Below are 26331 nucleotides of genomic sequence, written 5' to 3'. Positions count from 1 at the left end.
CGGCCCGGTGACCGGCGCTTCTCGATTCCTGACCGATCCCGCCGCCCGTCCCGCCCCGCCCGTCCCGCCCCGCGCAGTCACGTCCCCGCCGTCCCCGCCGTCCCCGCCGTCCCTGCGCACCGCAACGCGCCGCGCCGCCCGGGACCGCCTCGACCGCCTCCCCGGTGACCACGGACCGGGACACCATCTCCACCCTCGGCCCCCCGCACGCCGCACCGCCCGTGGTGGAGGGCCGCCCGGCCCTGGGCACCTGGCAGTCCGTCGTGCTGGTCGACACCAACCGCGCCGGGCAGCGCCGCACCGTCCGCCTCTCCTTCCTCGGCGGCCGGCCGCCGAGCCGGGGCCTCGCCGGCCTCCCGGGAGGCCGGCCCGGCACGCCCGAAGTGCGGCGGGCACGACTCCGGCGCAGTCTGGATACGGACGGGACACCGGGTACGGCCGGACCGTCGGTGTGCGGTTCGTGTCCGGGGCAGGGCCTCGTCGCCGTCCGGCGCCGCGGGAGACGTCCCCGGGAGCCCCGGGCCGCCCTCCGGTCGGGGACGGGCGGTCGTCCGGGACCGCGGCCTCGGCCTCCTGTGCGACGCAGACCTGCGGTCGGTCCGGTCTGCGCCGACCGGCCCGGCCGCGCCGTCCCCTCGCCTTCCCCGCCCGCCGGCCGAAACCCGGTGGAGGCCTCCTCTTCTCTTCCCCGGCCCGTCGGCGGACACCGTCCGCCGGCGCAGGCGGTCGGACTCCGCCGGCGGCCGGTCAGGAACCCCGGCCCGGGACCCGGCTCGGCCGCCGTCCGCCCCGAGGCCCGAAGCGGAGGAGGAACATGAAGGACCTGAAATTCACGCAGAAGCGTCCCGTCTCACGCCTCGAGGCCGCGGAGCGGCTCATGGCGCTCGCGAACGCCCTGAAGGGCGAGGGGGAGATCGAGTGGGACACCGGCCACGGCCGGCTGACCCTGCGCGTCCCGGGCGAACTGCAGAGCGAGGTCGAGATCGAGGTGGGGGAGGGCAAGGTGGAGTTGGAGATCGAACTGGAGTGGTCGACCACGGACCCTCGCCCGGCGCCGCGCAAGGCCGTCGGAGGGAGGGAGGAGAAGGCGGTCCGGCGCAAGGGCTCCCCGCGTGATCCCGCGTCGGGGCGCGCCGGCCCCGGCACCCCCGGGAGCACGTCCGCGAAGCGCCCCGCCGAGCCGTCCTGATCCCGGTCCGCGGTCCGGCACCCGCCCGGCCGCACCGGAGGAGACCCTGCCCCCGGCCCATGGGGGCCGGACGGGCCGATCCGAAAGAGGGGAAGCCGCCATGGGCCTCGCCGTGCACAGGTTCAGAGGCAGGATCAAGGAGATCGCCGGAAAGGCCGTCGGCAGTGAGCGGCTCGAGGCCGAAGGCAGGACGGACCAGGCGAAGGCCGGGATCCGCAGGGCGGCGAGGAACGCCCGTGAGCGCGCCCGGGGCGTCAGGGACTCATTGAGGCGGGGCCGCTCCTGACCCGTGTCCCGGGTGGCCGCGAACGGCGCGCGGCAGACGGGGCATCTCGCGGCCCTTCCTGCAGCGGGTCGGACGGGCCCGGGGCCCGGGGCCACGGACGGCCCGCCGCGCCCCTCGTCACCGGCACCGCCCCCGGTGCCCGGCCGCCCGGGACGGGCGACCCGGGCGCGGCCCGTGCGGGCCGGGCGGCACCGCCCGCCGACCGCGGCCGTCCGGCACCGCCGGGCGTACGCGTGGCGCCCCCTGCCGAGGAGGCCGACAATGGGAGGCCTGGACGGGACCGCCCCCGCGCCACCCGTGGAACGGCGCGGGAGCACGGAAGGCCCCGCCGGGCACGCGGACCGGCCACGGCCCGGCGACGGAGCGGTCACCGGCAGGACCGTCCGGTCCCCCCGCAACACGGCAGGCATCCAGGTGGTGACGTATGTGCCGATGGCTCGCCTACTCGGGCACCCCCGTCCTGCTCGACACCATCCTCTACAAACCCTCGCACTCCCTGATCGACCAGAGCCTGCACGCGAAGCTCGGCGTGGAGACCACCAACGGCGACGGATTCGGTGTCGGCTGGTACACGGAGGGCAACGACTCCCCGGCGCTCTTCAGGGACGTCGGCCCCGCCTGGAACAACCGCAACCTGCGGGAGATGGCGGACCACGTCCGCTCCTCGCTGTTCTTCGCGCACATCCGGGCGTCGACCGGGACGGCGGTGCAGCAGTCCAACTGCCACCCGTTCCGGCGCGGCCGCTGGATGTTCATGCACAACGGCGCCATCGCGGGATTCCACCTTCTGCGCCGCGACCTCACCCTGCTCGTCGACCCGGCGCTGTACGCGGACATCGAGGGGACGACGGACTCCGAGGTCATGTTCCACCTGGCCCTCACCTTCGGCCTCGAACAGGACCCGCCCGCCGCCGTCGCCCGGATGGCGGGGACCGTGGAGCGCGTCGGCCGCGAGCACGGCGTGGAGTCCCCCCTCCAGATGACGCTCGCCGTCACCGACGGCGAGAGCACCTGGGCCTTCCGCTACTCCAGCGGGCACGCGTCCCGGTCCCTGTTCTACAGCAGCCGCGTCGACACGCTGCGCAGACTGCACCCGGACGTCGCGTTCCTGCGGGACGTCTCCGAGGAGACCCGCCTCATCGTCTCCGAGCCCCTCGGCGACCTGCCCGGCGCGTGGAACGAGGTGCCGGAGAGCACCTACGCCGTCGTCCGGCCGGGCGCCGACGAGATGCGCCCCTTCGCCCCCGCGGCGGTCTGACGCCGGCGGGCGGACGCGGGCGTGCCGCGCCGGTACGCTCGGCGGCATGAGAGCTGACGGGACGTTCGCCGTGAAGTCCTTCGCCCCGGCGGAGCTGGTGCCGGACCCGGTGGTGCCGACGGGGGTTCCGGTGGGGGTCGCGACGATGGAGAAGCACTTCGAGGGCGGTGTCGCCGGGCGTTCGGCGACCCTGTTCACCGCGGCGTACGACCAGGCGGCCGGGGTGGGCACCTACGTGGCGATGGAGTCCTTCGAGGGCTCGCTGAACGGTCGGGCGGGCGCCTTCGCCTTCGCCCACTCGGCGACGACGACCGGCGTCGACCGCACCGCGGAGTTCCTCGTCATCGTGCCGTCGAGCGGCACCGGGGAGCTGGCCGGGATCACCGGCACCGGCGGGATCACGGTCGACGCCGACGGCACCCACCGCGTCTGGTTCGACTACGCGGTGGACTGAGGCGCCGGACCGCCCGGCCGTCCTCCCCGCCCACGCCCCGGAGGGCCGGCGCGGTGTCGTCCCGGCGGTCCGGGAGGCGGCGTCGCCCGTCCCGGGGACGGCGTCAGCCCGAGCAGGCGGTGCGCTGGGCCTGCTGCCAGGTGCAGAGCGCGCACAGGGGCGTGCCCGGTTCGGCGGCGGGGTGCCCGGTGGGCTCCCCGCACCGCACGCAGTCGGCGTACGGGCCCGGCCCGGCCGCGCCGTCGGACGGGGCGCCGTCGGACAGGGCGGCGGTGTCCACCGGGGCGGCGCCCGGACAGACCGCCCCCGCGTCCTCCCCGGCGACGGGGACGGCAGCGGGGCCGGCGACGGGACCGGTGGGGTCTGCGGCGGTCACGGGGTGCTCCTCCCGGTCGGGGACGGCGGCCGGGTCACGGCGCGTCCGGGGCGCGGCGCGGCCCGGTCACGGCGCGTCCGGCCCGGTCAGCTCCAGCGTGGACCCGCGGCGGCCCTTGCGGACCAGCAGTTGCGCCGGGACGCGGTGCCGCAGGTCGGCGACGTGGCTGACGATGCCCACCGCGCGGTCCCGCTCCCGCAGCCCGTCCAGGACGTCGAGGACCTCCTCCAGCGCCTGCTCGTCCAGCGTGCCGAAGCCCTCGTCGATGAAGAGCGTGTCCAGCGGCATGCCGCCCGCCTCGTCGGTCACCACGTCCGCCAGCCCCAGCGCCAGCGCCAGCGAGGCGATGAAGCTCTCGCCGCCGGAGAGCGTCGCGGTGTCCCGCTCGGTGCCGGTCCAGGAGTCCACGACCCGCAGGGACAGCCCCGAGCGCCGGTTGCCCGCCGCCTTCCCGTCGCTGTGCACCAGCGTGTACCGGCCGCCGGACATCCGGACCAGCCGGCCGCTCGCCGCCGCCGCCACCTGCTCCAGGCGCGCCGCCAGCACGTACGACTCCAGCCGCATCCGCAGCCGGTTGTCGCTGCTCGTCCCGGAGACCAGCTGCGACAGCCGGGAGAGCCGGGCCTGCTCCGCGAGGGCCGGGCCGAGGGCGGCGGCCCGCCCGGCGAGCAGGCCGCCCAGCCGCCGCAGTTCGGCGCACCGCCGCCGGGCGGCGTCCTCGGCGGCGGCCGCGGCGCGCAGCCGTGCCGTGGCCCGCTCCAGCGCGGCGTCCGCGGCGGCGGGGTCGGCGGGGGGCAGGGCCGCGGCGGCGGCCAGGGCGCCGTCGGCGAGCAGCGCGCGGACCTCGGCCCGCGCCCCCTCCCAGCGCTCCAGGCGCTCCTCGGCCCCGCGCAGCTCCTCGGGGGACGGCAGGGCGTCCTCGGCGGCCGCCGCGTCGGGGAAGCCGGCCCGGACGGCGGCGTCGGCCACCGCGGCGTCGGCCTCCTTGAGCCGGGCGGCGGTGTCGGCGGTCCGCCGCGCGGCGGCGGCGGCCGCGGCCAGCCGGCCCGCGCGGACGGCCAGGGCGGCCTCCCGCGCCGCGACCGACGGCGCGCCGCCGCGCGCCGCGGCCAGCCGCTCCGCGAGCGTCCGCTCCTCGGCGGCCAGGGCGTCCTGGCGGGCGCTGCACGCCGCCTCCCGCCGGTCCGCGTCCTGCTGCTGCTCCAGGCACTCGGCGCGCTGCCGGGCCAGGCGCTCCAGGGCCTGTCCGGCGGCGGCGAGGTCCTCGGCGGACCGCAGCGCCGCGGCCAGCTCCCCCTCCCGGGCGGCCAGGTCGGCGGCGACCGCCTCCGCCGGGTCCTCGCCGGCGAGGGCCGCGGCGGCGGCCGCCTCCTCGCGCAGCGACCGCAGCCGGTCGGCGGCCCCGCGGCCGGCCTCCTCCGCCCGGCGGAAGGCCGCCTCGGCGGCCTGCTCGTCGGCCCGGGTGACGCGGCCCCCGGCGGGCCGGGCGGGCGCCGGGTGCTCCGGCGACCCGCAGACGGCGCAGGGCTCGCCGTCGCGGAGCCGCTCGGCGAGTTCGGCGGCCATGCCGTCGAGGCGTCGCTCGCGCAGGTCCAGCCAGGCCGTGCGGGCCGCGGCGGCCTCCTCCCGCAGCCGGTCCGCCTCCTCCCCGGCCTGCCGGGCCCGCTCCCGCAGGCCGTCCCGGCGCCGGGCGGCGTCCAGCCGCCGCCCGGCCTCCTCCCGCAGGGCGGCGGCCTGCTCGGCGCGGGCCGCGCCCTCGCGGGCGGCGGCCAGCCGGCGGTCCAGCTCCTCCTCCTCGGCGGGCAGCGCGGCCAGCCGCCGCCCGGCCTCGCCCCGCTGCTCGTCGACGGCGCGCTGCTCGGCCTCCAGCCGCCGCAGTCCGGCGGCCACCTCCGCCAGGCGGCGCTCGTCGTCCCGGGCGGCCTCCAGCCGCACCAGGTCGGCCCGCACCTGCCGCTCGGCCTCCTCCATCCGCTCGGCGGGGGCGTCGGCGTCGGCGCCGAGGGCGGCCCTGGCCTGCCGCTCGTCGTGCTCGGCCCGCCGGTGGGCGTCGTCCGCGGTCCGGCGCAGGCGCAGGGCCGACGCCACGGGGGCGGCGGCGCGGGCGGCGGCCAGCCGCAGCCGGTCGGCCTCCCGGGCGGGGGCCTCGGCCTCCAGCTCCGCGCCGCGCCGCTCCGCCTCCCGGTGGCCGCGCTGCTGCTCGGCCAGTCGCCGGACCCGCCCGGCCCCGTCCTGGGCCTCCCGCTGGTCCTCCTCGGCGAGCCGCAGCGCCGACGCGGCCGCCGCCCGCCGCTCCTCCGCGCCGCAGCGCAGCACCGCGGCCCAGAGGGGCGCCCGGCGGGCGAGGTCGGCGACGGCGGCCGGGCCGCCGTCCTCGGGCAGCCACTCCGAGGCGGGCTCGGCGCCCTCGCCCGCGGCCTGGTCCAGCCGGGCGGTCAGCTCCCGCAGGCCGTCGTGGGCGGTGCGCATCCGCTCCTCGCCGGACCGCCGCCGCTCGGCCAGCCACTCCTCGACCCGGCCGAAGCGGCCCGTCTCGAAGAGCCGGCCCAGCAGCTCGCCGCGCTGGGCGGCGTCGGCCCGCAGGAACCGCGCGAAGTCGCCCTGCGGCAGCAGCACCACCTGGCAGAACTGGTCGCGGCTCATGCCGACCAGCCGGGCGACCTCCTCGCCGACCTCCTGGTGGGACCTGCTGGCCGCCCTCCAGCCGGGCGGGTCGCCCGCGCTCCACTCGCGCAGCAGCGTCTGCGCCTTCTCCGTGGTGAAGCCGCCGCCGCGCTTCTTGGGCCGCGGCTGCTCGGGGCGGCGGGTGATCTCCAGCCGGCGGCCGCCGAGGGTGACCTCCAGCACCACCTCGGTCATCCGCTCCGGGTCGGCGTGGTCGCTGCGCAGGCGGGCGCCCTGGCGCGCCCCGTCCTGCCGGGCGCCGGGCACCGAGCCGTACAGGGCGTAGCAGACCGCGTCCAGCACGCTGGTCTTGCCCGCGCCGGTCGCGCCGCGCAGCAGGAAGAGGCCGGAGGCGCCCAGCGCGTCGAAGTCGACCCGCTCGGTGCCCGCGAACGGGCCGAAGGCGGTGACGGTCAGGCTGTGCAGTCTCACCGCGCCGCCTCCTCCCTGCGGTCGGCGTCCTGCCGCACCGCCTCGAACGCCTCGCGCAGCCAGCCGGTCTCGGCCGCGTCGACCTCCGTGCCGGGGCGCACGTGCCGGACGAAGCCCTCGGCGACCTCCAGGTCGCTGCGGCCGCGCGTCCGGGCGGCGTACGAGGGCAGGCCGTCGCCGGCGGGCCCGTCGGGCTCGAAGAGCAGCTGCAGCGTGTGCGGGAAGCGCTGCCGCAGCCGCTCCATGGGATCGGCCGGGCGGCCGGGGTCGGTGAGCGTCACCTGCACCCAGGAGTCCTGGTGCTCCGTCAGGTCCGGGTCGGCGAGCAGGTCCTCCAGACGGCCGCGCAGGCAGGCCAGCGGCCGGGGCACCGGGCAGTCGACGCGCCGGGCGTCCACCGCGCCGTCGGCGCCGAGGTCGACCAGCCACACCGACTTGCGCTGCCGGGCCTCGGAGAAGGAGTACGCGAGGGGCGAGCCGCTGTAGCGCAGCCGCTCGGTGAGCGTCTGGCAGCCGTGCAGGTGGCCCAGGGCCGCGTAGTCCACCCCGTCGAAGACGGAGGCGGGCACGGACGCCACCCCGCCGACCGTGATGTCCCGCTCGCTGTCGCTGGGCTCGCCCCCGGTGACGAAGGCGTGCGCCAGCACCACCGAGCGGGTGCCCGCCGGGCGCGCGGCCAGGTCGGCGCGGACCCGGTCCATGGCGGCCCCCAGCACGGCCGCGTGGCCGCCGCGCGCGACGCCCAGCTCCTCGCGGACCAGGGCGGGCTCCAGGTAGGGCAGCCCGTACACGGCCACCGGGCCGTGCCCGTCCTCCAGCAGCACCGGCTCCGCGCAGCCCGCCGGGTCGGTGTGCAGGTGGATCCCCGCCCGCCGTATCAGCCCGGCGGCCACGCCCAGGCGGCGGGCCGAGTCGTGGTTGCCGCTGATGAAGACCGCCGGCACGCCGAGGTCGGCCAGCCGGTGCAGCACGTCGTCGAAGAGCGCCACCGCCTCCAGCGAGGGCAGCGCCCGGTCGTACACGTCGCCGGCGACCAGCACGGCGTCCACCCGCTCGGTCCGGACCGTCTTCACCAGGTGGTCCAGGAAGGCGCGTTGGGCGTCGAGCAGGCCCTCCCGGTGGAAGGACCGGCCCAGGTGCCAGTCGGAGGTGTGCAGCAGGCGCATGGGAACCGACCCTAGCGGGGGCCGCCGACGGGCGGCGTCCCGGGCGGCTGCCGCGGGGGCGGCGGGGCGCACTCCGCCGCGGCGCGCCCCGCCCTCCCGCAGGCGCGCCCCCGTCCCTGCGCCCGTCCCTGCGGTGCGCCGCCCTCCCGCGGCAGGACCCCGGCCGGACCCGGCCGCCCGGCCGCCGGACCCGGCCGCCGCCCCCGGGCCCGACCGCCGCCCCCTCCGGGCCCGTGTACGGCCCCGAGTGGGCCCGGAACGGACGCCGGGGCTGGTCAACGCCCCGGTCATCCGGGAAGATCACCACACCGGAGGTGTGGAGAGGGCCAGGTCAGGAGGGAACGCGTGGGCGGCATACGGTACAGCGCCGAGATAGCGGACCTCCTCGGCCGCGTCCGCCGCCGGGCGACCGCGGAGTGGCCGTGGCACCCCGGCGAGCCCGTGCCGGGCCGGCTGCCGGTCAAGCAGTGCTGGGGCTGGCTCTTCGCCCCCGACGGCCGCGTCCTCACCCTGGTCAACCCCCGCGACGGCGTGGTGGGCCTGCCCGGCGGCTCGCTGGAGCCGGAGGACCGCGGCGACCCGGCCGCCGCCCTGGCCCGCGAGGCGGCCGAGGAGGCCCAGGCGGTGATCGCCGGGCCCCGCTACCTGGGCTACCTGTACGACCGCGTCGGCGCCACCAACGGCGGCCGCCCCTGCGCCCGGGTGCGGATGGCGGCGGCCCTCCGCTCGGTGGGCCCCACCGCGCCCGACCCGGCCTCCGGGCGCCACTACCGGCGGCTGCTGGTCGCCCCCGGGCTCGCGGTGGAGCTGCTCGGCTGGGGCGAGCCGGGGGTGCGGCAGGCCCGGGAGGCGGTGCGGACGGCGGTGGCGCACCTGCGGGTGCCCGCGCGGGCCGACGAGGCGATAGAGGAGCTGCCGGCGGGCGGCTGCGCCTTCCGCCCCTGCGCCTGACCCGCGGCGCCCCGCGCCCGGCCCGGGGCGTCCGGCCCGCCCCCGCCGCCCGGCGCGCGTCCGCTGCCCGGCCCGCGCCCTGCGGGCCGTCCGCCCCCGCCGCCCGGCGTGCGTCCGGCATCGAGGGCCCCGCCGCGGGGCATCCCGTACACGGCGGCCCGCGCACTCCGCCCTGCGCCCGGCACACAGTTCCGTTCAGGAACGGCGGCCTTTGCGCCCCTTCGGCGGAGCATTTTCCCCCTCAGAGGTGAAGTTCCGAAGATTTCGAGGATGACCATTGTCATGGTCACTGTCTCACCGCGGGCGGCGCTGCTATCAACGGGGTGTCCAATCCGGATCCGTGGAGGCCCCCGTGCGTCCTTACCGAGTCGCGTCCGCCGTCCTGGCGGCTCTGATCCTGTCATTGGCAACCCTCTTCACCGCCCCCGCCGCCGGCGCAGCCGGCATCCAGTACGTCGCCCTGGGCGACTCGTACTCCTCCGGGGTCGGTGCCGGAAGCTACATCAGCGCGAGCGGCAGCTGCTACCGCAGCACCAAGTCCTACCCCTACCTCTGGAACGCGGCCCACGCCCCGTCGTCCTTCGCCTTCGTCGCCTGCTCCGGGGCGAAGACCGACGACGTGATCAGCGGTCAGCTGTCCTCGCTGAGCTCCGCCACCACCCTGGTGAGCATCAGCATCGGCGGCAACGACGCCGGGTTCGCCGACACCATGACGACCTGTGTGCTCTCCTCCGACAGCGCCTGCCTGAGCGCCGTCTCCGCCTCCCGCACGTACATCAACAACACCCTCCCCGGGAAGCTGGACACCGTCTACGCGGACATCCGCGCCAAGGCGCCCAACGCCCACGTCGTCGTCCTCGGGTACCCGCACATGTACAAGATCGGCGGCTCCTGCCTCTTCGGGATCGGCGACACCAAGCGCAGCGCCATCAACGCGGCCGCCGACGACCTGGCCTCGGTCACCGCCAAGCGGGCCGCCGACGCCGGCTTCACCTTCGTCGACGTCCGCGGGATCTTCACCAACCACGAGATCTGCTCCGGCTCCGCCTGGCTCAACAGCACCAAGCTCACGGTCTTCGAGAGCTACCACCCCAACAGCTCCGGCCAGGCCTACGGCTACCTCCCGTCCTTCTCCTCCGCGGCCTGACCCCTCCCGCCGCCCGACGCACCACCACCGGCCCACCGCGTGTCGCGGTGCCGCGCGGCCGCCCGGCCACCCCCGGGCGGCCGCGTCCGCCGTCCCCGGGCCGTTGCCCGGCCCGCGGCGGACCCGGTAGGAAGGCCGCGTGCACCGCGACCTCTTCCACCACGTCGAGATCTGGGTCGACGACCTGGCCGCCGCCGAGCGCCAATGGGGCCCCGTCCTGCTGGCGCTCGGCTGCGAGCCCTTCCAGCACTGGGAGGCCGGGCGCAGCTGGCGCCTCGGCGGCAGCTACCTGGTCGTCGAGCAGTCGCCCGCCCTGCGGCCCGGCGGCCACGACCGCCTGCGGGCGGGCCTCAACCACCTGGCCGTGCACGGCTCCCGGGACGCCGTGGCCGCGGCCCTCGGCGCCGGGTGGACGGTGCGCACCGACACCGGCACCGCCGTCCACCTGCTCGACTCCCAGGGGTTCGAGCTGGAGGTCGTCGTCGGCGCCGACGATGCCGACGGCGCAGACGGGACGGTCGGCACGGTCTGCGCGGACGGTGCGGGCGGCGGCTGAGGGCCGCCGCCCCGAGAGGTCCTGACGGGCCCCGGCGGGACCGCCCCGCGGACGCCTGCGAGCAAGGTCACGTCGACACGGCGCCCCCGCCCCCGGAATCATGGACCGCACCCCGCCGGGGCCGCCCGGCCCCGGGCGGCGACCCCGTGGACGGGCCCCGAGCGACGGAGTGGTGACTGGCGCATGGACGGTTCCGCCCGCCCCGCGGGGGCGCCCTCGGTCCGGCTGATCGGGTCCGTCGTCGACCCCGGCACCTGGCGCAGCTGGGACGAGCCGGTCACCGCCCTGCCGCAGGACCCCGCCTACCGCGCCGACGTGCTGCGGGCCCGTGCCCGCACCGGCCTGGACGAGTCCGTGGTCACCGGCGAGGGCGCCGTCCACGGGCACCGGGTGGCGCTGGTCGCCTGCGAGTTCGGCTTCCTGGCCGGGTCCATCGGCGTGGACGCGGGCGAGCGCCTGGTACGGGCCGTGGAGCGGGCCACCCGCGAGCGCCTGCCGCTGATCGCCTCGCCCGCCTCCGGCGGCACCCGCATGCAGGAGGGCACGGTCGCCTTCCTGCAGATGGTGAAGGTGGCCGCCGCCGTCACCGACCACAAGGCGGCCGGGCTGCCGTACCTGGTCTACCTGCGCCACCCCACCACGGGCGGGGTGCTCGCCTCCTGGGGCTCGCTGGGCCACCTCACCGCCGCCGAACCGGGGGCGCTCATCGGCTTCCTCGGCCCGCGCGTGTACGAGGCGCTCAACGGCGAGCCGTTCCCCGAGGGCGTCCAGACCGCGGAGAACCTGCTGGCGCACGGCCTGGTCGACGCCGTCCTGGAGCCCGGCCTGCTCGCCGGGGCGGCCGCCCGCGCCCTGCGGGTCCTCGACGCCGGCAACGCCGCCGCCCGGCCGCGGCCCGCCGCCCCGCCCGCCGCGGAGCCCGGACCCGGGACGGCCGCCCCGCCGCCGGCCTCCGTGCCGTCCGCCCCCGCGCCGTCCGCCCCCGCGCCGTCCGCTCCTCCCGCGCCGTCCGCGTCCGCGCCGTCCGCCGCCGAGTCGATCCGCCGCTCCCGTCGCCCCGACCGGCCGGGCCTGCGCGCGCTGCTGGCCGCCGCGGCCGAGGACGTGACGCCGCTGAGCGGCACCGGTGCCGGGGAGCGCGACCGCGGCCTGCTGCTGGCGCTGGCCCGCTTCGGCGGGCGGCCCTGCGTCGTCGTCGGCCACGACCGCGAGGCCCGCACCCGCAGCGGCCCCTTCGGCCCGGCGGGGCTGCGGGAGGCGCGGCGCGGCATGCGGATCGCCGCGGAGCTCGGACTGCCCCTGGTCACCGTCGTCGACACCCCCGGCGCGGCCCTGTCGCCCGCCGCCGAGCAGGGCGGCCTCGCCGGGGAGATCGCCCGCTGCCTCGCCGAGCTCACCGCGCTGCCGTGCCCCACCGTCTGCCTGCTGCTCGGCGAGGGCGCGGGCGGCGGCGCGCTCGCGCTCCTCCCGGCCGACCGGGTGGTCGCCGCCCGGCACGCCTGGCTCTCCCCGCTGCCGCCCGAGGGCGCGTCGGCGATCCTGTACCGCACCACCGCCCGGGCCGACGAGGTCGCCGCCCGCCAGGGCGTGCGCTCCCACGACCTGCTGGCGGCGGGGATCGCGGACCGTGTCGTGGCGGAGGAGCCGGACGCCGCCGACGCGCCGGCGGCGTTCCTCGCCCGGACGGGCGCGGCCGTGGCGGAGGAGCTGGCGTCCCTCGCGGACCTGGACGCCGCCGCCCGCACGGCCGCCCGGCGGGACCGCTACCGCCGCCTCGGCCTGCGCTGACGTCCCGTCGGATCCGTGGACCCGTCGCATCCGTCGGGCCGCCGGATCCGCGGGGGTCGCCGGGGCCGCCGCGCCGACGGAGCGGCGGGCCGCGCCGCGGGACCGGCGGGGGAGGGGCCCGGTCAGGCGGTGTACAGCTCCTCGATGTCGGCCGCGTACGCCTTGACGATCGCGCCGCGCCGCAGCTTCAGCGAAGGCGTCACCAGCCCCCGCTCCTCGGTGAACTCCTCGGGGATGATCCGGAACGCCCGGATCGACTCCGCCCGCGACACCGCGGTGTTGGCGGTCACCAGCAGCCGCTGGATCTCCTCCTGCAGGTCCGGGTCGCGCAGCACCTGCCGGGGCTCGGCCTGGGGCTTGTGCCGCACCCGCTGCCAGTGCGCCAGCGCCTCCGGGTCCAGGGTGACCAGCGCCCCCGCGTACGGCCGGTCGTCGCCCACCACCAGGCACTGGGAGACCAGCGGGTGGGCGCGGACCCGCTCCTCCAGCACGCCGGGGGCGATGCTCTTGCCGCCGCTCGTGACGATGATGTCCTTCTTGCGGCCGGTGATGGTGAGGTAGCCCTCGTCGTCCAGTTCGCCGAGGTCGCCGGTGGCCAGCCAGCCCCCGCGCAGCACCTCGGCCGTGGCGCCGGGGTTGTCGAGGTACCCGGCGAAGACCGTGCCGCCCCGGACCCACACCTCGCCGTCCTCGGCGATCCGCACCGTGCAGCCCGGCACCGGGCGCCCCACCGTGCCGTACCTGACGCGGCCCGGCGGGTTGACCGTCACCGCCGCGGTGCTCTCGGTCAGCCCGTAGCCCTCGACCACCGTGATGCCGGCGCCCGCGAAGAAGAGGGCGACCTCCCGGCTCAGCGCCGAGCCGCCGCACACCGCGTGCCGCATCCGGCCGCCCAGCACCGCCCGCACCCGCGCGTAGACCGTCATGTCGTACAGCTGGTGCTGGAGCCGCAGCGCCGCGCTCGGCCCGGCCCCCTCGCCCAGCGCCCGCCGCTCGGCGGCCTCGGCCCAGCGGACCGCCACGTCGGCGGCCTTGGCGAAGAGGTCGCCCCGGCCGGCCTCCTCCGCGGCCTGTCTCGCCCGGCGGTGGATGCGCTCGAAGATGTAGGGGACGGCCAGCAGGAAGGTGGGCCTGAAGGAGGCCAGGGCCGGCAGCAGCTGCTCCGGCGACGTCTCCGCCTGGTGGCCGAGGGCGATGCCGCCGCGCAGCGAGGCGACCTGCACCATCCGCGCGTAGACGTGGGCGAGGGGCAGGTACAGGAGCGTGGAGGCCTGCTCGCCGCCCCGGCCGGCGAACACCTCGCTCCAGCCGGTCACCAGGTTGTCGCACTCGGCGGCGAAGTTGGCGTGGGTGAGCACGCACCCCTTGGGACGGCCGGTGGTCCCGGACGTGTAGATCACGGTGGCGGCGGAGCCGGGGGTGACCGACCTGCGGTGCCGGTGGACCAGCTCGTCGGCGACGGCGACGCCGTCGCCCATCAGCTCGGTGGTGCAGCCGCTGTCGAGCTGCCAGATCCGCCGCAGCGACGGGAGGGAGTCGCAGACCGCGCCGACCGTCATCGCGTGGTCCTCGTGCTCGACGACGCAGGCGACCGCCCCGGTGTCGGCGAGGATCCAGCGGACCTGCTCGGGCGAGGAGGAGGGGTACACGGGCACGGGCACGGCGCCGACCGACCAGAGGGCGTAGTCGAAGAGCGTCCACTCGTAGCGGGTGCGCGACATCAGCGCGACCCGGTCCCCGAGCCGGATGCCGTTGGCGAGCAGGCCCTTGGCGAGGGCCAGGACCTCGTCGCGGAAGACCGCCGCGGTGACCTCCAGCCACTCCCCGTCCCGGGCGTGCTCGCGGCGGCGGAGCTGGACCAGGTGGGGGTCCTCCTCGGCCACCAGGTAGACGGAGTCGGCCAGGCCGCCCGTCCGCGGTGCCTCGACCAGGGGCGGGACGCCGAACTCGTGCATGCTGCCTGAATCCCCTTCCGGAGCCAGTGGGGTTACCGCAAGTTACCCCCGGCTCCGGTGCGCTGCCCAGAGGGCGTCCGACCATCCGGTCGGCCCCGGCATATCGAGGCGAAGACGGCATAAGGGCGGAGCGGAGTGCCTGCTTCGCCTGCCTTCGCGGCTTTCCGGCCCGCGGCCGGCCGCCGGGCTCCCCGACCTCTGCACGGGGGTCGCGAGGAACCTCCACGCGATGTGCACCCCGCCCGCCGGGACCCCGGCGGGTGGGACGCCGGACGTCCGGACGGCCTCCGCCGGCCCCGGACGGGCGGCCCCCGGGCCGCCCCGCGTCAGCGGCGGACCGCCCGCCGCACCCCGTACACGGCCGCCCCCAGCGCCAGCACCCCCGCGCCCGCCGCCACCGACGCGCCCGGCAGCGCGAGAGCGAGCAGCAGGCAGCCGGCCAGTCCGACCGGCGGCACCGCCCGCGGCGGCCGCCCCTCCCGCGGACCCAGCCGCCACGCGGACGCGTTCGCCACCGCGTAGTAGGCGAGCACCCCGAACGACGAGAAGCCGATGGCGCCGCGCACGTCCGCGACGGCGGCCACCGCCGCGACCACCGCGCCGACCGCCGCCGCGGCGCGCCGCGGCACGTGCGCGCCCGGGTGCACCGCCGCCAGCGCGTGCGGCAGGTGCCGGTCGCGGGCCATCGCCAGCACCGTCCGCGAGACGCCCAGGACCAGCGCCAGCAGCGACCCCAGGGCCGCCAGCGCCGCCCCCGCCCGCACGGCCGGCGCCAGCGCCGGCGCCCCGGCCGCCCGTACCGCGTCCGCCAGCGGCGCGGCCGACGCCGCCAGCCGCTCCGGGCCCAGCACCGCGAGCAGCGCCGCGGCGACCGCCGCGTACGCCGCCAGGGCGATCCCCAGGGCCAGCGGCACCGCCCGCGGGATCGTCCGCCCCGGGTCGCGCACCTCCTCGCCGAGGGTGGCGATCCGCGCGTAGCCGGCGAAGGCGAAGAAGAGCAGGCCCGCGGCCCGCAGCACCCCGCCGGGGGAGGAGTCCGCGCCCGGCAGCAGCCGCCCCGCGTCCGCCGCGCCCGAGGCCAGGCAGGCCGCGGCCACCGCCGCCAGCACGGCCAGCACGGCGGCGACCACCGCCCGGGTGAACCAGGCCGCCTTCCGCACCCCCGCGCAGTCCAGGGCGGTCACGGCCGCCACCGCGGCCACCGCCACCGCGTGCGCCTGCCCCGGCCACAGGTAGGAGCCGGCGGTCAGCGCCATGGCCGCGCAGGAGGCCGTCTTGCCCACCGTGAACGCCCAGCCCGCCAGGTACCCCCAGAACGGGCCCAGCCGCTCGCGCCCGTACACGTACGCCCCACCGGACTCCGGATGGCGGGCGGCCAGGCGGGCGGTGGACGTCGCGTTGCAGTACGCGACCACGGCCGCGGCGGCCAGGGCGGGCAGCAGCGCCGAGCCCGCCGCGGCCGCCGCCGGGGCGAAGGCCGCGAAGACGCCCGCCCCCAGCATCGCGCCCAGCCCGACCACCACCGCGTCGCGAAGTCCCAGGCCGCGCCGGAGCGCTCCCTCCTGCGCCGCCGCCTCCCGCGGTGTCCCGTCCACGCCTGCTCCCGCCCGGGTCCCGGCGGCCCCCGCGGCCGCCGGAGGGGCACCCTAGTAGGGCGTGCCGGGCGGCGGCCGGTGCGCGGGTGTTCACCCGGTACCCCTACGCTGTGCACGTTCCGGTCCGCACCCTCTCCCCGGTCGCTCGCCGACACCCGCCAGGGGGGACCTCGCACGCAGTCCGGCGCCCGTCACGTCACACACCGCAGGGATGGATATTTCAGTGAGCGCGATCAGTGTCGGCCAAGCCGTGGTCCTGGGGGTCGTGGAGGGGGTGACCGAGTTCCTGCCGGTCTCCTCCACCGGCCACCTCAAGATCACCGAGGGGCTGATGGGCATTCCGGTGGACGACGCCTCGGTGGTCGCCTTCACCGCGGTGATCCAGGTCGGCGCGATCGCCGCCGTCCTCGTCTACTTCTTCCGCGACATCGTGCGGTTCGTCTCCGCCTGGGGCCGCGGCATCGCCAACCGCGAGCTGCGCCAGGAGCACGACTACAAGTTCGCCTGGTGGGTGATCTGGGCCACCGTCCCGATCGTGGTGGTCGGCCTGGCGGCCAAGCCGCTCATCGAGGGGCCGCTGGCCTCGCTGTGGGTGGTGGCGGGCTCGCTGATCGGCGGCAGCGCCGTGATGTGGGTGGCCGAGCAGATGGCGCGCTTCAAGCGCGGCGAGGCCGACGTCACCTTCAAGGACGCCATGTACGTCGGCAGCTCGCAGATCCTCGCGCTGCTCTTCCCCGGCTTCTCCCGCTCCGGCGCCACCATCTCCACCGCGCTCGTCCGCGACCTGGACCGGGTGGCCGCCACCCGCCTGTCGTTCTTCCTCGGCCTGCCCGCGCTGACCGGCGCCGGCCTGTACGAGCTCAAGGACGCGCTCGGCGCCGGGGTCGGCACGGCCCCGCTGGCCGTGGGCACGGTGATCTCGTTCGTGGTGGCCTACGCCTCGATCGCGTGGCTGCTGAAGTTCGTCGCCAAGCACTCCTTCAACGTCTTCGTGGTCTACCGCATCCTGGTCGGCCTGCTGCTCTTCGGCCTGCTGGGCACGGGTGTGCTGAACGCCTGACCCCCTGCGGCACGGGCCCGGCGGACCACGGCGGTCCGCCGGGCCCCGTCGTGTCCGGGCGCCTGCGGGTCCTCGGACCCGGGGCCGGGGGGTGGGCGCGGGGGCGGTCCCGGGGCGGGGATGTCCGTGGAGGCGGGGTGAACACCCGTCCACCGGACCAGAACATTCCGCCGGAAGGCGGCAACCTATCGTGGACATGGCGACCACTGAGAGGCGAGCCACCCCCACCTGCCGCTCATGAGAGGACCAGCCGCCATGTCCCCCCACGAAGCAGCTCGGACGTCGTCGTCCCGTGCGGCCTCCAGGACCCCGGCGGACCACGGCGGGCACGCCGCCCCCGGCGTGCCCCGGCTGCCCGTCCCCGCCCGGCCCGCCCCGGCCGCCCAGTCCGGCTCGGCTGTCCGGACCGTCCCCGATCGGACCGCCCCGTCCGCCCCCGCCCCGTCCGCCCCCGCCCGGCCGGAGGCCGTCCCGGCCCGCGGCGCCCACGGCATCCACGACACGGCCCCCGCCGCCCGGTGGGAGGACTGCCACCTCACCGGGAACGGCCGCCACGGCGCCCTGGTGCACGGCGCGACCGCCGACGAGACCGTCGTGGTCACCCACCACGCCATGGTCCGTCCCCGCGCCGCCGCCTCCCGCGAAGCGCCCCTGCCGGACCCGGCCGCCGCCCTGCGCCAACTCCAGGACGCGCTGGTCGCGGGAGTCCGCCGGGCCCCGGCCGCCCCCGCCGCCACCACGCAGGACGGCCCCGCCCCCGCCGCCACCACGCAGGACGGCCCGGACGGCCCCCGGCCGTTCCACCCCGCCTTCGCCGTCCGCTGGCACCGCGCCGACGCCCGCCCCGCCACCCACTACCGCCGCCGGCTCGACTTCCGCACCGGCGTCACCTCCGCCGCCTGGCGGGAGGACCCCGGCGAGGGCGAGTGGTACTCGTCCTGCTTCACCTCCCGTGCCGACGACGCCGTCGTCCAGCACCTCGCCGCCCCGCCCGGCCGCACCGTCGAGGCCGTCGTCGACCTCGACGGCCGGCTCCCCGGCTCGCCCCCCGAGCTCCGCCTCGCCGTCCGCTCGGTGTACCGACCCGGCCCCCTCGCGGCCCCCGCCGCCCCCGGGACCCCGGCCTCGCCGCCCGCCCCGCGCGACTCCGCCCTGCTGCGGCTGCGCGCCCGCTACCCCGACAGCGAGACCGGCTACCGCGGCGCCACCCGGGTCGTCGCCGTCGGCGGCGAGGTGGTCTGCGACGGCCCCCGCATCCGGGTCACCGGCGCCCGCGAGCTCCTGCTGGTCACCCGGACCGCCCGCGGGCCCGTCACCGCCGACTGCCCCGAGCTGGCGGGGCTCGACACCGGGATGTACGCCATCCCCGACGACCCGGCCGCCCTGCTCGCCCGCCACGTCCGGCTGCACCGCGAGGCGTACGACCGGGTCGCCCTCGACCTGGGCGGCGACCCCGCCGAACGGGCCTTGCCCGTGGCCGAGCTGCTGGAGCGCCAGGCCGCCACGCCCGGCCGCCTCACCCCCGCGCTGCTGGAGCTGCTCTTCGCGGCCGGGCGCCACCACCTGCTCTCCGCCGCCGGCCACCGGCCGCCGCGGCTGTGCGGCCTGTGGACCGGCACGTGGGACGCCGAGGGCGCGGGCGACTTCGCCGCGGGCCCCCACCTCGGCCTGCAGACCGCCTCCGCCGCGGCCGCCGACCTGCCCGAGGTCTCCCTCGCCCACGCCGGACTGGTCCTCGGGCAGCTCGACGACTGGCGGAGCAACGCCCGCCGGCTCTTCGGCACCCGCGGCGCGGTCGCCCCCGCCCGCACCGACGGCGAGGACGGCCTCCTGGGCCCCGGCGGCGACCCGTGGGAGCACCCCGTCTGGACCGCCGCCGCCGACTGGCTGCTCCTGCCCCTGCTGGAGCACGCGGAGACCACCGGCGACGAGGGCTTCCTGCGCGGGCGGCTGCTGCCCGCACTGATCGACACCGCCGTCTTCTACGAGGACTTCCTCACCCGCACCGGCCCCGACGGCCGGGTCGTCGTCGTCCCGTCGTGCCCGCCCGGCGTCCTCCCCGGGGAGCCCGGCGACCGACCCGGGGAGGCCGAGGCCGGCGGCAGGGGGCCCGCGGTGTCGGTCAACGCCACCGCGGACATCGCCGCCGCCCGGCACGCCCTCACCACCGCCGCCGCGCTCTGCACCCGGTACCGGCCCGACGGCATCACGCCCGAGCGCACCACCCTGTGGCGGCAGCTCGCCGCCCGTCTGCCCGACTACCGGGTCGACGGCGACGGGGCGCTGTCCGAGTGGGCCTGGCCCGCCCACCTGGACGTCCGCGACCGCCGGGGCACCGGCCACCTCCACCCCGTCTGGCCGCTGGACGAGATCACCCCCGAGGACACCCCGGCGCTCGCCGCGGCCGCCCGCACCGCCCTGCGGCTGGGCGGCGACGGGGACGAGTCCGGCCACGGCCACCTGCACCGGGCCCTGGCCGCCGCCCGCCTGGAGGACGCGGCCCTGGCCGCCCGGCACCTCTCCCGCCTCCTGGACCGGGACTTCTTCTTCCGCTCCCTGATGAGCAGCCGCCGCCCCTACCGGGACGCCCTCGGCGCCGACGTCGCCCACGGGCTGCCCGCGCTGCTCGTCGAGATGCTGGTGCGCTCGCGCCCCGGGCGCCCGGACGGCGCGGCCCGGCTCACCCTGCTGCCCGCGCTGCCCGACACCCTCCCCACCGGCACCCTCACCGGGGTGCGGACCCGTTTCGGCGCCACCGTCACCGAACTGGCCTGGGACCTGGGCGCCGGGAGGGTCCGGGCGGTGCTGCGCGCCGACGCCGACCGCACGGTCGCCCTGCGCGTCGGCCGCCCGGCGGCCGCGATCCGGGTCGCCGGCGGGCCGCCGCTGCCGCGGGGCGCGAACGGCGCCGTGCGGATCGGGCTGCGGGCGGGGGAGGAGACCGTGGTCACCGCCGAGGCCGCGGTGCCGCGGCAGGTCCGGTGACCGGTCCGGCGGGGCGGACCCCGCCCCGGCCGGACCGTCCCCCGGCCGGACCGTCCCCCGGCCGGACCGTCCCCCGGCCGGACCGTCCCCCGGCCGGACCGTCCCCCGGCCGGACCGCCGCCCCGTCCCGGGCCCCCGCTGCTACGCCTTCCCCCCGCCCGTCCGCCTCCTTCCGCCGTCTCCCTCCGCCGCCTCCCCCCGGTCGCACCGCGCGCCGCGCGCCGCGCCCGCCCTCGGCCGGGCCCGCGCTCCCCCCGGTCACCCGTCCGGCGGCGGCCCGTTGTCGGTGGGCGCGCGTAGGGTGCGTGGTGCCGGTCCCCGAGGCGACAGAGGTGTCCCCGATGAGCGACCCCACCACGACGACGGCCCTCGCGGCGGCCCCCGCGGCCGATGCCGAGGCGCCCGGCCTGGACGCCCTCCTGGAGCACCACCGCCGGGAGCTGACCGGGTACTGCTACCGCATGCTGGGCTCCGCCTTCGAGGCCGAGGACGCGGTGCAGGAGACGCTGGTCCGCGCCTGGCGGTCCCACGACCGCTTCGAGGGGCGCTCCTCGCTGCGGTCCTGGCTGTACCGGATCGCCACCAACGTCTGCCTCGACATGGTCCGGGGCCGCGAGCGGCGCGCCCGGCCGATGGACCTGTCGTCCCCCGCCACGGCGGACACCGCACTCGCCCCCGGCCTGCCCGAGGCGGCCTGGATCGGCCCGGTGCCCGACGGTCGCGTCCTGGAGTCCGGGGGGGACCCGGCCGAGGTGGCCGTGCAGCGGGAGACGGTCCGCCTGGCCTTCGTCGCCGCCCTCCAGCACCTCGCCCCCCGGCAGCGGGCGGTGCTCATCCTGCGGGAGGTGCTGCGCTGGCGGGCGTCGGAGGTGGCCGAGCTGCTGGGGACGAGCGTCGCCTCCGTCAACAGCGCCCTCCAGCGGGCCCGCGCCGCCGTCGCCGACGGCCGGGTCGCCCGGGACGCCCCCGCCGCCCCCGCCGACGGGGCGCAGCGCGCCCTGCTGGCCCGCTACGTCGACGCCTTCGAGCGGTACGACCTCGAAGCGCTGACCGCGGTCCTCCACGACGACGCCACGCTCTCCATGCCGCCCTACGCGCTCTGGCTGCGCGGGCACGCCGACATACGGGCCTGGCTCCTCGGGACCGGGCACGGGTGCCGCGGGTCGCGGCTGGTGGCGACGGCGGCCAACGGCTCCCCGGCCTTCGGCCAGTACCGTCCCGGCGGGCCCGGGGGCTCGTTCACGCCGTGGGCCCTGCAGGTGCTGGAGACCAGGGACGGCGTGGTCACCGGGCTCACCTCGTTCCTCGACACCGCGGCGCTCTTCCCGCTCTTCGGCCTGCCCGACCGCCTCGAGCCGTGAGCCGGTCCTGACGCGACTCCGCCCCGACCCGGCCCGGTCCCTGACGCGGCCCGGTACCCCGGCCCGGCACGCTCCACGACGCGGGGTCCCCGCATCGGGCGGGTGCCGCGGCCGACGGAGCGTCAGCATCCGGGCGGCGGAGAGGGGCGGAGTGCCAGGACCTCGTCCAGACCGGTCAGCGCCAGCAGGGCCCGCAGCCGTCCGCCCGCTCCCCGCAGCCCGATCCGCCGGCCCCGGCGCGCGGCGGTGAGGCCGAGCCGGGCCAGCGCCTCCAGCGCCATCGCGTCCGGGGCGTCGAGTCTGCCCACGTCGCAGACGACCCGCGCGGCGCCACCGCACAGCAGTCCCTCCAGCCGCGCGCACAGGCCGGGCACGTCGGCGGCGGTCAGCGGTCCGGCCAGGACCAGGACGGCGGTGTCCGCCCGCGGCGCCTGCCCCGGGCCGGGCGCCGGGCCGGAGTCCGGTGGGACGTGCGGTGAGGGGCCCGGGGGGACGTGCGGTGAGGGGCCCGGAGGGACGTGCGGGGAGGGGCCCGGGGGAGCTCCCGCGGATGCGTCCAACGCCGTCCTCCTGCCCTGGTCCGCGCCGGGCGGCGCGGGCGGGGCCGCGCCGCCGCACCCGGCGGCGGCCGCGGTCCCCACGAGGGGGAGACGCCCCGGGCGGGCGGAACTCATCCCGCCCGGGGCGCCCGCCCGGGACGCCGCCCCGGAGCAGCGCCCCGGGCGCGGCGGGGGAGGCCGCTCGGGGCCACCGCTCCGGGACACCGCTCGGGGACACCGCTCCGGGGCCCCCGTCAGTCCGCGGCCACCTCGACCTCGGAGTAGCCCAGCACCCGGGCGCCGTCGTCCCACACCACCGAGCCCAGGTAGCGGCGGCCCGGCTGCAGGCCCGACCAGTCCAGCCGGAAGCCCGGCCGGTCGCCGGTGCCCACCGCCGCCGAGGCCGGGACGAGGACGGCGTTGCCCGCCGGCCCGTCGCCCAGCAGCCAGCCGGCCACGGTGGCGTCCGCCGCGCCCCCGCCGCCCGGCGCGGCGCGCAGGTCGGCGAAGAGCACCCACGTCCCGGCGGCCGGGCTGCGGACCTGCACGGTCTCGGAGCCGCCCCCGGGGACGGCGGAGGTGGTCCACAGGGTCAGCGCCCCGGTCGCGGACCGCCGGTAGAGGTACAGGTCCACGTCCGCACCGCCCGGGGCGGCGGCGGTGAACCGCAGCAGCCGCGTCCCGGCCGGCACGGCCGCCGTGCGGACGGCCGTGTGGTCCCCCGCCGCCGGCCGGGCGGTGTCGAAGGCGGCGCCCGTCGCGCCGTGCAGCGCCTCCACGGTCACCTCGGCGGGGGAGAGCCCGCGCACGCGGGCGTTGAGGGTCCCCGCGTAGCCGGCCTGCGGCTGGAGCAGTACGGAGCCGCTGCGCCCCGCCGCCGACGCCTCGGGCGCGGGCGCCAGCGCCACCGGCCGCACCGCGACCGGGCTGCGCACCGCGTGGACGCCGTCGGTCCAGGTGAGGGAGCCGAACGCCCAGGTGTCCAGCGGCGCCGTCGTCCGGGTCAGCACGACCTTGTACCGGGCGCCCTCCCCGGCCCCCACGGCGAGCACCGGCGGCGAGACCGACGCGGTGAAGCCGGGCGGCGCCTCGACCCGGGCGGTGTAGACCGCGTCGGCGGCGCCGACGTTGTACACCTTGCGCACCACGGTCCGGGTGCCGGCCAGCGCCCCCACCGCGACGGAGGGGGAGTTGAGGTCGGAGGCCTGGATCCGCTCCACCCCGTCGCAGCCCTCGGCGCCGGTGCCGGCGGGCAGCCGCTGCCCGACGGCGCAGACGTACTTCTGCCAGTCCTTCCAGTCCGCCCGGTAGACCAGCCCGGGGTCGAGGGCCGCGTCCGGGTCCACGTGCCCGGCGCCGTAGGCGAACGGGGTGGCGGGCCGTCCGCCGGCGTCCGGGATCGGGGCGCCCCGGTTGTCCGTCCGGTACGCGGTGGTCATCAGCGCCGACTTCACCTCGGCGGGCGACCACTTCGGGTGCCGCGACAGCAGCAGGGCGGCGATGCCCGCGACGTGCGGGGCGGCGACCGAGGTGCCGGACATGGTGCCGAAGCCGTTGCCGTCGGCGCTGTCGGGGGCCGTGCCGGCGAGCACGTCGACGCCGGGCGCGGTCAGGTCGGGCTTGAGCAGGTCGCCGCCGCCCGCGACGGCCGGTCCGACCGCGGAGAACGGCGCCATGGCGGGGGCGGGCGCCGACCACGCCTCGGAGGCGGAGAGGGCGGCGGTGGCGCCGGGGGTGCGCGCGTAGGCGGCGGCCCGGTCGCCGTCGGCCCGGTCGAGGTGCACCGTCGGCACGTGGTGGAAGTCCGCCTCCAGGGTGTCGCCGTCGGCCGTGTTGCGCAGCACCATGCCGACGCCGCCGGCCTCCCGCACCGCGCGGGACTTGTCGGTGCGGTCGTTGCCGCCGCGCTCGCAGACCACGATCCGGCCCGCGGTCCGCCCCGGGTCCAGCGAGCCGGACCGGCACTGGGCCGCCAGGGCCGGGTCGGCGCCGTCCGCGGCCGCCGCGGCGGCGTCCGCCAGCGGCGCGGAGGGGACGGCGGCGCCGGTGCCGACACCGGTGAGGGTGCTGCCGTCGCCGAGGGTGAGCACGGTCCGGTACCGGCGGTCGTGGGTGGAGGCGGCGACCGTCGTCACCCAGGGCGCGTCGTGCGCGACCGTGCCCGCCCTGCCGGTGTCGGAGTTCCCGGCCGCGGCGGCGACGAACACGCCCGCGTGGGCGGCGTTGTAGAAGGCGGCCTCCACGGAGTTCACCACCGAGGAGGTGGAGCCGGACACCGAGTAGTTGAGGACGTCCACGCCGTCGGCGACCGCCTGGTCGACGGCGGCGACGGTGTCCGCGGTGGCGCAGGCCTGGTTGCCGTCGGCGTCGACGGTCCAGCAGGCCTTGTAGACCGCGAGCCGGGCGGCCGGGGCCACGCCGCCCGCCTCGCCCGCCGGGGTGCCGTTCACCACGGCCTCCACCCCGGCGTCGCCGGCGGCGGTGGAGGCGGTGTGGGTGCCGTGGCCGCCGTGGTCGCGGGGCGAGAGGTACTCGGCGGCGACCGGGGTGACGCCCTGGTGGTAGTAGCGGGCGCCGATCACCTTGTTGCTGCAGGAGACCGGGGCCTCCTCCCCGGGGTCGCAGGAGCCCTTCCAGTGGCGCGCGACCACCTCCGCGTCGGGGCGCGGTTCGGGCAGCGGGGCGAAGAGCGGGCTCTCGGGGGTGAAGCCGGAGTCCACCACCCCGATGACCACCCCCTCGCCGGCGTGCGCGGCGCCCCCGAACCGCCGCTCCCACACGCCGCCCGACCCGGACAGGCCGAGGAGGCCCGCGGTGGAGACGCTCTCCACGGGCAGCAGTTCGCTGCGCTCCAGCGAGGCCACCCCGTCGGCGGCGGCCAGTTCTGCCGCCTGACGGCCGGTCAGGTACGCGGCGAAGCCGTCGAGGGCGTAGTCGTAGGAGTACACCGGGCGGACCCCGGGCACCCGGGCCAGCACCCGGCCGCGCCGCTCGCGCAGCCGCTCCCGGTAGGCGCGGACGGCGGGCGAGCCGGTGTCGAGCCGCGCGCCGGGCTGCGGCCGGGTGGCGGGCAGCCCGGCGGTGCCGCCGCCGTAGGAGGCGACGGGCGCGTCGGCGAGCTGCACGACGTACAGGCCGTCGGCGTACGGGCCGTCGGCGGGCCGCCCGCCGGCCGGGCCGCCCGGCGCGGGCGCCCCGGCCGCGGCCGGTTCCGCGGGGGCCGGGACCGGTGCGGAGGGCTCCGGCGGTCCGGCGGGGCGGCCCGGGGCCGCCCCGGTGAGGGCGGCCGCGGCCGCCAGGACGATGCCCAGGACCAGGCCGGTCGGCCGGTTCCTGCGACGAGGTGTCACGGTGGGGTCCCCCCTGGGATCCGATGGGTCGTGGTGGAGCGGGTCGGGGCGTGGTGGGCCGGGAACGGGAGCGGGACGGAGCGGGGCGGGCCGGGTGCGGGCCCGGGTGCCCCCGCCCGCGGCCCGGCGGCGGTTCAGCGGAACACGCCGTGCACGGACGCCGATCCGGCGGTGCCGTCCACCGCGGAGGCGGAGGCCGTCCAGCGGTCCTGCCCCGGGTCCCGCGCCCCCCGCGCGTGGTCGAACCTGACGGCGAAGACGTACGCGCCCGGCTGCAGCACCGTGCCGCCGCGCAGGGTGAAGCGGTAGACGATCTCGCTGCCGCTCTCCTCGACCGCCGTGCCGACGGCGTCCGGGCCGGGCCCGGTCCAGGTGGTCGGCGCGGCCACGCCCGCCGTGCGGGCGATCCGCACCTCCACCCGGAGGGACCGGAGGGCCCTGTCCGTCGTCACGGTCACGTCGCCCTGCTCCCAGGTGTCCGTGGAGTGCGGGTCCACCGCGCCGGCCGCCCGCAGGAAGCGGTCCTCGACGGCGGCCCCCGAGGCGTCCGGCGCCGGCACCGACCCCGGCGCCGCCGGGTCCGCCGCTCCCGGGTCGGCGGTCCCCCAGGCAGGCGCCTCCAGGGGCCCGCCGTCCGGGACGGTGCGGACCGGGAGCGGGGCGGACGCCTCCGTTCCCGTGCCCGGGCCGCCGTCCCGGACCTGCCGGCCGTCCGCCGGCGGGCGAGCGGCGCCGCCGGTCCGGTCGGGCGCGGGGCCCGTCGTGCCGCCGCCGGGGGCCGCGCTCCGCGTCACCGGTGCGGCGGGCGGCGGGGCGAGCGGCCCGTCGGAGATGCGGATGGAGGGCCGGTCGTCGAACCGGGCCTCCGCCGCCGCCCAGGCCGCCGCCCCGCCGGCCAGCAGCAGCGCGCCCAGCGCCGCCGCCGCGCCGGAGGCGCGCCCCGGCGGCCGGCGCGTCACCCACCGGTCCGGCGCCCACCGGTCCGGCTCCCCCGGCCGGTCCCGCTCCGGCTCCCGGCGCGCCGGGGAGGAGGCGCACAGGGGGGCCTCCTGCGGACGGCCCTCCCGCTGCGCCTGCCGCACACGCCGCAGGATGTACTCCCGGTCCGGGGCGTGCCGAGAGGCCTCGGCGTGCAGCGCGGCGTGCAGCGCCCCGTCCCGGTCGGCTCTGCCTCCGTGGTCCCGCCCCGGCATCACTCCTCCTCCCGGCCGCCGCCGCC

The 26331-nt window shown here is 78.7% G+C and carries 18 protein-coding genes; 10 read left to right on the top strand and 8 right to left on the bottom strand.

Features of this window, described 5'->3' with window-relative positions; genetic code table 11:
• The first annotated feature begins 814 nt into the window (after nucleotides 1-814).
• From LO771_RS18415 to LO771_RS18405, 3 genes are all read left to right on the top strand, one after another.
• On the top strand, nucleotides 815-1189 hold the full coding sequence (locus LO771_RS18415; protein WP_230653835.1) for an amphi-Trp domain-containing protein: 375 nt from the start codon (nucleotides 815-817) through the stop codon (nucleotides 1187-1189).
• A gap of 710 nt (nucleotides 1190-1899) precedes the next feature.
• Nucleotides 1900-2733, top strand: coding sequence for a class II glutamine amidotransferase (locus tag LO771_RS18410; protein ID WP_230653833.1), 834 nt, complete (start codon nucleotides 1900-1902; stop codon nucleotides 2731-2733).
• Nucleotides 2734-2779: 46 nt separating this feature from the next.
• Entirely contained in the window at nucleotides 2780-3187 is a 408-nt protein-coding gene (locus LO771_RS18405) for a DUF3224 domain-containing protein (protein ID WP_230653830.1), read from the top strand.
• A gap of 103 nt (nucleotides 3188-3290) precedes the next feature.
• Here LO771_RS18405 and LO771_RS18400 read toward each other — a convergent pair whose 3' ends face one another.
• The 3 genes from LO771_RS18400 to LO771_RS18390 form a co-directional block, all read right to left on the bottom strand.
• On the bottom strand, nucleotides 3291-3563 hold the full coding sequence (locus LO771_RS18400) for a hypothetical protein (protein WP_230654052.1): 273 nt from the start codon (nucleotides 3561-3563) through the stop codon (nucleotides 3291-3293).
• 66 nt (nucleotides 3564-3629) lie between these two features.
• Entirely contained in the window at nucleotides 3630-6659 is a 3030-nt protein-coding gene (locus LO771_RS18395; protein WP_230653827.1) for an AAA family ATPase, read from the bottom strand.
• Nucleotides 6656-7825 (bottom strand): exonuclease SbcCD subunit D, encoded by a 1170-nt coding sequence (locus LO771_RS18390; protein ID WP_230653824.1) that lies wholly within the window; start codon nucleotides 7823-7825, stop codon nucleotides 6656-6658. The genes LO771_RS18395 and LO771_RS18390 overlap by 4 nt, the downstream gene beginning before the upstream one ends.
• 345 nt (nucleotides 7826-8170) lie before the next feature.
• On the opposite strand from LO771_RS18390, the gene LO771_RS18385 reads away from it, so the two are divergent.
• The 4 genes from LO771_RS18385 to LO771_RS18370 all read left to right on the top strand — a co-directional run bounded on the left by LO771_RS18385 (nucleotide 8171) and on the right by LO771_RS18370 (nucleotide 12267).
• The gene (locus LO771_RS18385) at nucleotides 8171-8776 is read left to right on the top strand and encodes an NUDIX domain-containing protein (RefSeq protein ID WP_230653821.1); all 606 of its coding nucleotides are present in this window, start codon (nucleotides 8171-8173) and stop codon (nucleotides 8774-8776) included.
• Nucleotides 8777-9128: 352 nt separating this feature from the next.
• Nucleotides 9129-9923, top strand: a complete 795-nt coding sequence (locus LO771_RS18380) for an SGNH/GDSL hydrolase family protein (RefSeq protein WP_308188936.1) — start codon at nucleotides 9129-9131, stop codon at nucleotides 9921-9923.
• A 139-nt stretch (nucleotides 9924-10062) separates the two neighbouring features.
• On the top strand, nucleotides 10063-10479 hold the full coding sequence (locus LO771_RS18375) for a glyoxalase (protein WP_230653818.1): 417 nt from the start codon (nucleotides 10063-10065) through the stop codon (nucleotides 10477-10479).
• Nucleotides 10480-10662: 183 nt separating this feature from the next.
• The gene (locus LO771_RS18370) at nucleotides 10663-12267 is read left to right on the top strand and encodes an acetyl-CoA carboxylase carboxyltransferase subunit alpha/beta (RefSeq protein WP_230653815.1); all 1605 of its coding nucleotides are present in this window, start codon (nucleotides 10663-10665) and stop codon (nucleotides 12265-12267) included.
• A gap of 122 nt (nucleotides 12268-12389) precedes the next feature.
• On the opposite strand, the gene LO771_RS18365 is transcribed toward LO771_RS18370, so the two are convergent.
• Nucleotides 12390-14222, bottom strand: coding sequence for a long-chain fatty acid--CoA ligase (locus LO771_RS18365; protein WP_230653812.1), 1833 nt, complete (start codon nucleotides 14220-14222; stop codon nucleotides 12390-12392).
• 326 nt (nucleotides 14223-14548) lie between these two features.
• Nucleotides 14549-15817, bottom strand: coding sequence for an APC family permease (locus LO771_RS18360; protein ID WP_230653810.1), 1269 nt, complete (start codon nucleotides 15815-15817; stop codon nucleotides 14549-14551).
• 223 nt (nucleotides 15818-16040) lie between these two features.
• Here LO771_RS18360 and LO771_RS18355 point away from each other — a divergent pair, with 223 nt between their 5' ends.
• From LO771_RS18355 to LO771_RS18345, 3 genes are all read left to right on the top strand, one after another.
• Entirely contained in the window at nucleotides 16041-16877 is an 837-nt protein-coding gene (locus LO771_RS18355) for an undecaprenyl-diphosphate phosphatase (protein ID WP_230653808.1), read from the top strand.
• Nucleotides 16878-17132: 255 nt separating this feature from the next.
• Entirely contained in the window at nucleotides 17133-19862 is a 2730-nt protein-coding gene (locus tag LO771_RS18350) for a glycoside hydrolase N-terminal domain-containing protein (protein WP_230653805.1), read from the top strand.
• A gap of 341 nt (nucleotides 19863-20203) precedes the next feature.
• A complete protein-coding gene (locus tag LO771_RS18345; protein ID WP_230653802.1) occupies nucleotides 20204-21223 on the top strand; it encodes a sigma-70 family RNA polymerase sigma factor in 1020 nt (339 codons plus the stop codon).
• A gap of 122 nt (nucleotides 21224-21345) precedes the next feature.
• On the opposite strand, the gene LO771_RS18340 is transcribed toward LO771_RS18345, so the two are convergent.
• The 3 genes from LO771_RS18340 to LO771_RS18330 form a co-directional block, all read right to left on the bottom strand.
• On the bottom strand, nucleotides 21346-21783 hold the full coding sequence (locus LO771_RS18340) for an STAS domain-containing protein (protein ID WP_230653799.1): 438 nt from the start codon (nucleotides 21781-21783) through the stop codon (nucleotides 21346-21348).
• Nucleotides 21784-22016: 233 nt separating this feature from the next.
• Nucleotides 22017-25112 (bottom strand): S8 family serine peptidase, encoded by a 3096-nt coding sequence (locus tag LO771_RS18335; RefSeq protein WP_230653796.1) that lies wholly within the window; start codon nucleotides 25110-25112, stop codon nucleotides 22017-22019.
• Nucleotides 25113-25246: 134 nt separating this feature from the next.
• On the bottom strand, nucleotides 25247-26305 hold the full coding sequence (locus tag LO771_RS18330; RefSeq protein WP_230653793.1) for a hypothetical protein: 1059 nt from the start codon (nucleotides 26303-26305) through the stop codon (nucleotides 25247-25249).
• Nucleotides 26306-26331: the final 26 nt, after the last annotated feature.

The sequence above is a fragment of the Streptacidiphilus sp. ASG 303 genome (genome assembly GCF_020991365.1).
GTDB lineage: Bacteria > Actinomycetota > Actinomycetes > Streptomycetales > Streptomycetaceae > Peterkaempfera.
The sequence above is the reverse complement of the archived record's forward strand: the minus strand, read 5'-3'. Positions and strand labels throughout refer to the sequence as shown.

Coding starts and splice junctions, on each gene's coding strand:
- LO771_RS18330 (WP_230653793.1), bottom strand. CDS start 26,305: ATGCCGGGGCGGGACCACGGAGGCAGAGCCGACCGGGACGGGGCGCTG.
- LO771_RS18405 (WP_230653830.1), top strand. CDS start 2,780: ATGAGAGCTGACGGGACGTTCGCCGTGAAGTCCTTCGCCCCGGCGGAG.
- LO771_RS18345 (WP_230653802.1), top strand. CDS start 20,204: ATGAGCGACCCCACCACGACGACGGCCCTCGCGGCGGCCCCCGCGGCC.
- LO771_RS18415 (WP_230653835.1), top strand. CDS start 815: ATGAAGGACCTGAAATTCACGCAGAAGCGTCCCGTCTCACGCCTCGAG.
- LO771_RS18350 (WP_230653805.1), top strand. CDS start 17,133: ATGTCCCCCCACGAAGCAGCTCGGACGTCGTCGTCCCGTGCGGCCTCC.
- LO771_RS18410 (WP_230653833.1), top strand. CDS start 1,900: ATGTGCCGATGGCTCGCCTACTCGGGCACCCCCGTCCTGCTCGACACC.
- LO771_RS18390 (WP_230653824.1), bottom strand. CDS start 7,825: ATGCGCCTGCTGCACACCTCCGACTGGCACCTGGGCCGGTCCTTCCAC.
- LO771_RS18370 (WP_230653815.1), top strand. CDS start 10,663: ATGGACGGTTCCGCCCGCCCCGCGGGGGCGCCCTCGGTCCGGCTGATC.
- LO771_RS18365 (WP_230653812.1), bottom strand. CDS start 14,222: ATGCACGAGTTCGGCGTCCCGCCCCTGGTCGAGGCACCGCGGACGGGC.